Here is a 7766-nt window from a genome sequence, read left to right as displayed (position 1 = left end):
CCTTCCGGCGACGCCCCGTCGTGGTGGGCCGTTCCTACAGAGCCGTGCGGTGCGGGGTGCACGGGTGGGAGGCATCCGCCGCGCAGCGGCGGGGTAGGGACTCGCCCCCGAGCCGCAGGGGAGCCGCGGAGGAGGCGCAACGGAGGCCGCCGGGGCGCCGGAGGAGAGTGGTCCAGGTCTCCCTGGAGAACCCACCCGGCCGGTCCCGCTTGCCGTAGCCGTTACGCTGGAGTCGTGGCAGTCGTCGATGTATCCGAAGAGCTCAAGTCCCTCTCCTCGACCATGGAGTCGATCGAGGCCGTCCTGGACCTCGACAAGATGAGGGCCGATATCGCCGTGCTCGAGGAGCAGGCGGCCGCACCCTCCCTCTGGGACGACCCGGATGCGGCGCAGAAGATCACCAGCAAGCTGAGCCACCTCCAGGCGGAGGTCAGGAAGGCCGAAGCGCTCCGTGGGCGCATCGACGATCTCGGCGTGCTGTTCGAGATGGCCGAGGAGGAGGACGACCCGGACACCCGCGCCGAGGCGGAGTCCGAGCTCACCGCCGTCAAGAAGGCGCTGGACGAGATGGAGGTCAGGACCCTCCTCTCCGGGGAGTACGACTCCCGTGAGGCCGTCGTCACCATCCGCGCGGAGGCCGGCGGCGTCGACGCCTCCGACTTCGCCGAGAAGCTGCAGCGCATGTACCTGCGCTGGGCGGAGCGCCACGGCTACAAGACGGAGCTCTACGAGACGTCGTACGCGGAAGAGGCCGGCATCAAGTCGACCACCTTCGCCGTCAACGTGCCGTACGCCTACGGCACGCTCTCCGTCGAGCAGGGCACCCACCGCCTCGTCCGCATCTCGCCCTTCGACAACCAGGGCCGCCGCCAGACCTCCTTCGCGGGCGTCGAGATCCTCCCCGTGGTCGAGCAGACCGACCACATCGAGATCGACGAGAGCGAGCTGCGCATCGACGTGTACCGCTCCTCGGGCCCCGGCGGCCAGGGCGTCAACACGACCGACTCCGCGGTCCGCCTGACCCACCTGCCGACCGGCATCGTCGTCTCCTGTCAGAACGAGCGCTCGCAGATCCAGAACAAGGCGACCGCGATGAACGTCCTCCAGGCGAAGCTCCTCGAGCGTCGCCGCCAGGAGGAGCAGGCGAAGATGAACGCCCTCAAGGGTGACGGCGGCAACTCCTGGGGCAACCAGATGCGTTCGTACGTCCTGCACCCCTACCAGATGGTGAAGGACCTGCGGACGGAGTTCGAGGTCGGAAACCCCGAGTCCGTCTTCAACGGCGAGATCGACGGTTTCCTGGAAGCCGGAATTCGCTGGCGCAAGCAGCAGGAGAAGTAAAAGCCGCCGAGAACGGCTTTATCGACAAGGTAACTGCGGCCTCAAGGGCCGCAGTTACCTTTTTCGTCACAGTCACATCTCCGTACGCCGGTCAACTCCCCCAATTTAGGACATCGCGCCCGCAACGACCTTGACGCTGCTGTGAAAAGTGGAAAGGCTGGCGCGCGGCATGCGCATTTCTGGGGCGCGTGGGATCTGTGGGGGCCGATCGAACGCCCCCGGCGGCGAGCGCAGCAGCCCCGGACGCTGCCTCATTGACGATTCAGCTACTGGGGGTAGCAGCCAGATGACGAAGAAGACGCGGATCCGTGTCGCGCGCATAGCGGCCGGTGCGGTGATCGCCGCCGGTGCCTCGCTGACCGCCGCGGGTGCCGCCTCGGCCCTCGACGTCGGCGTCGACCTCGGAGGCGTGGGCGTCGGCGCCCACGCGGACGAGACCGGCGTCGGTGTGGACGTGGACGTTCCGGGCCCGGACGAGCCGACCGATGAGCCCACGGAGCCGACGGAAGAGCCCACGGAGCCGACGGAGGAGCCCACCGAGCCGACGGAGGAGCCCACCGAGCCGACCGAGGAGCCCACGGAGCCGACGGAAGACCCGACGGACCCGACCGACCCCACCGACCCGCCCACCTCGGACCCGAGCGACCCGGGCAACGGGAACGGCGGCGGCAACGGCGGCAACGACAACGACCCCGCCGGCGGCTCCAACCCCGTCGAGCAGGGCAAGGGCAAGGACAGCCTGAGCGACACCGGCTCCAAGCCGGTCGAGCAGGGCGGCAGCAGCGCCGACAAGGGCGACAAGGGGGAGCTGGCCGAGACCGGCGCCGCCGAGACCACGTTCCTGCTGATCGGTGCCGCGACGATGATCGCCGGTGGCATCGGCTTCCGGATCCTGCCGCGCCTCGTCGGCAACCGCGGCGCCGCTGCCTGATCCAGGCGGTGACGTACGCCACGTACGCATGAAGAAGGGCCCGGAGCTTCGCGAAGCTCCGGGCCCTTCCGTGTGACACCGGTGTCGGCGTCGTGACTCTCGGTGCGCCGTGCCGTGTCGTGCCGCGCCGCCTGCGCGGTCCGGCAGCGACGGTGTCTCTACGCGGACTGGTGCGCCAGCAGCGCGACCGCCGCGATCAGCACCACGAGCAGCGCTATCAATGCCGCGGGATTGAGCCCCGCGAAGAGGCTCTCCTGCTGCATGCGCTCGCGATTGGCCCGGCACACGGGGCAGCGGCCTTCACTCACGGGCGCTGCGCAGTTCGCGCATACCAACCGATCCAGGGTCATGCGCTCCTCCTCCCGCACAGTCTCAGCCTGCCCAACGCTAGGGGGAACCCAATCGTTCCCCCTACCACTGTGCCAGCTTCCGCGGATTTCGGCGCGGCCCGCCACTTCCCGACGGTTTCCGTGCCCCCCGGGGGAGCCTTGCCGTCCGTTTCGTGCCCCGATGCTTCCGTGACAATTCGCGCAACTCAGGACGCCGACTGCGCTCGCGTACCGGCTTCGCGTATGGTCACGCTCACCTACCCCCGGCAACCCGTGGTGCATCCGTGATCCGATTCGACAACGTCTCCAAGGCCTACCCGAAGCAGACCCGCCCAGCGCTCAGGGACGTCTCCCTCGAGATCGAGAAGGGCGAGTTCGTCTTCCTGGTGGGATCCTCCGGCTCCGGAAAGTCCACTTTCCTGCGGCTCGTCCTGCGTGAGGAGCGCACCAGCCACGGCCAGGTGCACGTCCTCGGCAAGGACCTCGCGCGCCTGTCCAACTGGAAGGTGCCGCACATGCGCCGCCAGCTGGGCACCGTCTTCCAGGACTTCCGGCTGCTGCCCAACAAGACGGTCGGCGAGAACGTCGCCTTCGCGCAGGAGGTCATCGGCAAGTCCCGCGGCGAGATCCGCAAGTCCGTGCCCCAGGTCCTCGATCTCGTGGGACTCGGCGGCAAGGAGGACCGGATGCCCGGCGAGCTCTCCGGTGGTGAGCAGCAACGTGTCGCGATCGCGCGCGCGTTCGTCAACCGCCCGAAGCTCCTCATCGCCGACGAGCCGACCGGCAACCTCGACCCGCAGACGTCCGTCGGCATCATGAAGCTGCTCGACCGGATCAACCGGACCGGCACCACCGTCGTGATGGCCACCCACGACCAGCAGATCGTGGACCAGATGCGCAAGCGGGTCATCGAGCTGGAGAAGGGCCGCCTCGTCCGCGACCAGTCGCGCGGCGTGTACGGCTACCAGCACTGACGGCCCAGCTCGCCCGTACCGTCTGATCCACCTGATCCACTGAAAGGCCGCCATGCGCGCCCAGTTCGTCCTGTCGGAGATCGGCGTCGGTCTCCGCCGAAATCTCACGATGACCTTCGCGGTCATCGTCTCCGTAGCGCTTTCGCTCGCCCTGTTCGGCGGTTCGCTGCTCATGCGTGACCAGGTGAGCACGATGAAGGGCTACTGGTACGACAAGGTCAACGTCTCGATCTTCCTGTGCAACAAGGCCGACGCCGAGCAGGACCCCAAGTGCGCCAAGGGCGCCGTCACGAACGAGCAGAAGGACCAGATCCTCAGCGATCTGAAGAAGATGCCCGTCGTGGACAAGGTCGCCCACGAGTCGGCGGACGAGGCCTACAAGCACTACAAGGAGCAGTTCGGCGACTCCCCGCTGTCCAGCTCGCTGACGCCGGACCAGATGCAGGAGTCGTTCCGCATCAAGCTGAAGGACCCGGAGAAGTACCAGGTGGTCGCGACCGCCTTCTCCGGGCGCGACGGCGTGCAGGCCGTGCAGGACCAGAAGGGCTATCTGGACAACCTCTTCGGGCTCCTGAACGGCATGAACTGGGCGGCCGTGGCGGTGATGGCGCTGATGCTCGTCGTCGCGCTGATGCTGATCGTCAACACCGTGCGCGTCTCGGCGTTCAGCCGCAGACGGGAGACCGGCATCATGCGGCTCGTCGGCGCGTCGAGCTTCTACATCCAGATGCCGTTCATCATGGAGGCCGCCGTCGCCGGCCTCATCGGCGGAGGCCTCGCCTGCGGAATGCTGTTGATCGGCCGGTACTTCATGATCGACCACGGTCTGGAGCTCTCCGAGAAGATCAACCTGATCAACTTCATCGGCTGGGACGCGGTCCTCGCCAAGCTGCCGCTGGTGCTCGCCATCGGTCTGCTGATGCCCGCCCTTGCCGCGTTCTTCGCGTTGCGCAAGTACCTGAAGGTGTGACAAGAGCCCTCAGCGTGTCAGGGCGTCGTGCGGTTCAACCCACCGTACGGCGCCCCTCGTTGTCCTAGACTCACCGTCATGTCAGGCCTCGACCGATTCGCCGAGCGGTTCTCCGGGCCCCGCCGCATCCGCCGCGGGGCGACCCTGACATTGGTCTTCGCGAGCGTCCTCGTCACCGGCGCGGCCACCGGCTCCTGGAGCGACGCGGCGGACGACGGCGGGAATGAGCCGCCTCCTTCGGTGCGTTCGGACGCCTTCGCGCCGCCGGAGGGCCACGCCGGGACCGCCGACGAGGCCGCCGACGCCGCCGCGGAGGCGATGGCCGACGGCAAGTCCGGCAAGGAGGCCGCCGAGGAGGCCGTCAGCCGCAGCGGGGACCGCTGGGGGTCGGTGTACTCACCGGGGGAGTTCCAGGAATTCGAGAAGGCCCTCGGCGGCGCGTACACGGGCGTCGGCCTGTGGGCCCGGCGCGCGGCCGACGGACACATCGAGGTCTCCCGGGTCCAGGAGGACGGGCCCGCGGGCCGGGCCGGGATCCGCGAGGGCGACCGGCTGCGCACCATCGACGGCAAGCGCGTCACGGGCCGTCCCGTGACCGAGGTCCTCGCCCTGCTGCGTGGGGAGCGCGAGGGCACGCGCGGCGCGCGCGAGGGCACCCCGGTGGTCCTCGGCATGGAGCGCGGCACGCGCGCGTGGCGCGCGAAGCTGCACCGGGCCAGGCTCTCCACGGACTCCGTGACGGTCACCGAGGTGTCCGGCGGCGCCGTCCTGATCAAGGTCGACGCGTTCACGAAGGGCTCGGGGGAGGCCGTGCGGGCCGCGGTGCGCGAGGCCCCCGAGGGGGCCGGGATCCTGCTCGACCTGCGCGGGAACTCCGGCGGCCTGGTGTCGGAGGCGGTCACCGCCACGTCCGCCCTGGTCGACGGCGGCCTCGTCGCCACGTACGACGTGCGGGGCGAGCAGAAGGCGCTCCACGCCGAGCGCGGCGGCGACACGGACAGACCCGTGGTCGCCCTCGTCGACGGCGGCACGATGAGCGCGGCCGAACTGCTCACCGGCGCCCTCCAGGACCGCGGGCGCGCCGTCGTGGTGGGCTCCAAGACCTTCGGCAAGGGCTCGGTCCAGATGCCGAGCCGCCTTCCCGACGGCTCCGTCGCCGAGCTGACCGTCGGCCACTACCGCACTCCTTCGGGGCGTGCCGTCGACGGACAGGGCATCACCCCCGACCTGGAGGCCGAGGACGGGGCCGAGAAGCGGGCCGAGACAGTATTGACTGGCCTCGGACCCCCCTCGTAGTGCGAAAATGGCCGCACTATGGCGAAGGAAAAGGTAAAGCGCAAGGCCGCGAAGGCCGCTGAGAAGGCACCCGCCCGGAAGATGGTCGCGCAGAACAAGAAGGCGCGGCACGACTACCACATCCTGGATACGTACGAGTGCGGCCTCGTCCTCATGGGCACCGAGGTCAAGTCGCTGCGGCTGGGCCGTGCCTCCCTGGTGGACGGGTTCGTGCACATCGACCGCGGCGAGGCGTGGCTGCACAACATCCACGTCCCGGAGTACGTGCAGGGCACCTGGACCAACCACTCCGCCACGCGGAAGCGCAAGCTCCTGCTGCACCGCGCGGAGATCGACAAGCTGGAGTCGAAGTCCCAGGAGACGGGTCACACGATCGTGCCCCTGGCGCTGTACTTCAAGGACAGCCGGGTCAAGGTCGAGATCGCGCTGGCCAAGGGCAAGAAGGAGTACGACAAGCGGCAGGCGCTCAAGGAGAAGCAGGACCTGCGCGAGACGAACCGCGCGATCGAGTCGGCCAAGCGCCGTCAGCGAGGCGCCTAGCCCGCGGGCCCCGTGGGGCCCCGGCGGGCCGCGCGGGAATTGGCTGGCACCGTCGTGCGTTGGTCACGTACGATGGGTACCGCACCTCACAGCGGGTGCACGATTTGAGCAGTATCTAATTCAATAGCGGTCAACATGGGGATGATCGGTTTCGACAGCGGATGTTGAAGCAGGGGAAGCGAGCCGAGGAAGCGGCAATGATCTCGTAAACCATATGTCGCAACCAATAATCGCCAATTCTAAGCGCGATTCCCAGTCCTTCGCCCTCGCTGCCTAATAAGCAGTGACTGAAGGACCCTAAATGGGTGTCAGCCCGGGGACGTTCCCGACTCGGATCCTGGCATAATCTAGGGAACTAAACCATCGAGCCCGGTCACGGGGTTCGATGGGAAATCAAACAGTGACTGGGCCCGTCGGAGACTTGTTCGCGAGATCACCGGGGCCGAGAAAATCGAAGCGAACTGCGCTCGGAGAAGCCCTCCTTTTGCACCGTTGGACGCGGGTTCGATTCCCGCCATCTCCACAATTCCCATGTGCGGCGAAAGCCCTCTGGCCCCAGGCCAGGGGGCTTTTTCCATGCCCGCCCGCTCGCCCTCCCGCCCGGACGGCGGGCCGGGTCGCGTCAACTCCCGTATGTCGAAAGGCTGTTGGACCGGCAATCGACGAGAAGGGCACATCCTCCGGTCATGTGACTCGTTATGGCAGCGAGTGCAGGTTCGCAGCGGCCGTGCGGTACAGCGCCAGGGCCGAGTAGGCAGGAGCAGGAGGCAGTCGCTTTGGATGCCACCGTCACTCTCTTCGGCTCCGTTCTCGCCACCCTGGGGGTCCTGGGTGCGGCTGTGGTGGCGTATCTCGGCAAGCGTGGCGAGAACGCGCTCATGGGCTACTCCAGTCTGACGGAGAAACTCCAGATCGAGCGGGACAGGCTGGAACGCCAGGTCGCCGAGCGCGACGCGAAGTTAGCCGAGTTGAACGCCCTGCACGCGCACGACCAGAGTGAGATCGCCCGGCTGCTCATGGACAACGAACGGCTCGGAGGCACGCCGTGATTCAGCTGGAGCGACTCCTGGCCCACCGCTGGCGCACCGTGTTCCTGGTCTGTGTGCTGCTCGCGCTCTCCGGTGCGGCGGTGATCCTGTGGGCCAGGATCGACGCGGGGGACCGCCGCGCCGACCGGTTCGCGACGGAGGCGGACCGGCGCGGTGAGGCGGTGTCCACCCTCGCCCGTGATGTGCGCACCCTGCGCGCCCAGGTCCGCGCGCACGGCGACACCCCCGCCGCCCCCGACCCCGCCGAGGCCATCGACGACCTGCTGGCCCGGGTGCGGGTCCCCGCGGGCGTCCCCGGAACCCGCGGCGAGGACGGGAAGCCCGGCGAGAAGGGGG

The 7766-nt window shown here is 68.4% G+C and carries 8 protein-coding genes, 1 other RNA gene and 1 pseudogene; 9 read left to right on the top strand and 1 reads right to left on the bottom strand.

Annotated features, from left to right (window positions below; genetic code table 11):
- Window positions 1–234: 234 nt before the first annotated feature.
- Entirely contained in the window at window positions 235–1341 is a 1107-nt protein-coding gene (prfB, locus tag AOK03_RS34975) for a peptide chain release factor 2 (RefSeq protein WP_055569414.1), read from the top strand.
- Window positions 1342–1627: 286 nt separating this feature from the next.
- On the top strand, window positions 1628–2272 hold the full coding sequence (locus tag AOK03_RS34970; RefSeq protein WP_055569413.1) for a hypothetical protein: 645 nt from the start codon (window positions 1628–1630) through the stop codon (window positions 2270–2272).
- 158 nt (window positions 2273–2430) lie between these two features.
- On the opposite strand, the gene AOK03_RS34965 is transcribed toward AOK03_RS34970, so the two are convergent.
- Window positions 2431–2622, bottom strand: coding sequence for a hypothetical protein (locus AOK03_RS34965; RefSeq protein WP_055569412.1), 192 nt, complete (start codon window positions 2620–2622; stop codon window positions 2431–2433).
- A gap of 263 nt (window positions 2623–2885) precedes the next feature.
- Between AOK03_RS34965 and ftsE the strand changes: the two genes are divergently transcribed.
- The 7 genes and pseudogenes from ftsE to AOK03_RS34935 all read left to right on the top strand — a co-directional run.
- Window positions 2886–3575, top strand: coding sequence for a cell division ATP-binding protein FtsE (gene ftsE, locus AOK03_RS34960; RefSeq protein WP_055569411.1), 690 nt, complete (start codon window positions 2886–2888; stop codon window positions 3573–3575).
- Window positions 3576–3627: 52 nt separating this feature from the next.
- Window positions 3628–4545, top strand: a complete 918-nt coding sequence (gene ftsX / locus AOK03_RS34955; RefSeq protein ID WP_055569410.1) for a permease-like cell division protein FtsX — start codon at window positions 3628–3630, stop codon at window positions 4543–4545.
- A 78-nt stretch (window positions 4546–4623) separates the two neighbouring features.
- Window positions 4624–5841: a S41 family peptidase gene (locus tag AOK03_RS34950; protein ID WP_055569409.1), complete on the top strand. Its 1218-nt coding sequence runs from the start codon at window positions 4624–4626 to the stop codon at window positions 5839–5841.
- An 18-nt stretch (window positions 5842–5859) separates the two neighbouring features.
- Window positions 5860–6381, top strand: coding sequence for an SsrA-binding protein SmpB (gene smpB / locus AOK03_RS34945; RefSeq protein WP_055569408.1), 522 nt, complete (start codon window positions 5860–5862; stop codon window positions 6379–6381).
- 137 nt (window positions 6382–6518) lie between these two features.
- Window positions 6519–6907: a transfer-messenger RNA gene (gene ssrA / locus AOK03_RS40375) on the top strand.
- A gap of 250 nt (window positions 6908–7157) precedes the next feature.
- Window positions 7158–7430 carry a hypothetical protein gene (locus AOK03_RS34940; RefSeq protein WP_055569407.1) on the top strand — a complete coding sequence of 91 codons (273 nt, stop codon included), beginning with the start codon at window positions 7158–7160 and terminating at the stop codon, window positions 7428–7430.
- Window positions 7427–7766, top strand: a pseudogene (locus AOK03_RS34935) (collagen-like domain-containing protein); the annotation flags it as partial. The gene AOK03_RS34940 and the pseudogene AOK03_RS34935, both read left to right, overlap by 4 nt.

The organism is Streptomyces atriruber (assembly GCF_001418325.1).
In the GTDB taxonomy this organism is placed as follows: Bacteria; Actinomycetota; Actinomycetes; order Streptomycetales; family Streptomycetaceae; genus Streptomyces; species Streptomyces atriruber.
The sequence above is the reverse complement of the archived record's forward strand: the minus strand, read 5'-3'. Positions and strand labels throughout refer to the sequence as shown.

What these genes read in the sequence shown, in the direction of transcription:
- smpB (WP_055569408.1), top strand. Translation starts at nt 5,860, where the DNA reads ATGGCGAAGGAAAAGGTAAAGCGCAAGGCCGCGAAGGCCGCTGAGAAG.
- AOK03_RS34950 (WP_055569409.1), top strand. Translation starts at nt 4,624, where the DNA reads ATGTCAGGCCTCGACCGATTCGCCGAGCGGTTCTCCGGGCCCCGCCGC.
- AOK03_RS34965 (WP_055569412.1), bottom strand. Translation starts at nt 2,622, where the DNA reads ATGACCCTGGATCGGTTGGTATGCGCGAACTGCGCAGCGCCCGTGAGT.
- ftsX (WP_055569410.1), top strand. Translation starts at nt 3,628, where the DNA reads ATGCGCGCCCAGTTCGTCCTGTCGGAGATCGGCGTCGGTCTCCGCCGA.
- AOK03_RS34970 (WP_055569413.1), top strand. Translation starts at nt 1,628, where the DNA reads ATGACGAAGAAGACGCGGATCCGTGTCGCGCGCATAGCGGCCGGTGCG.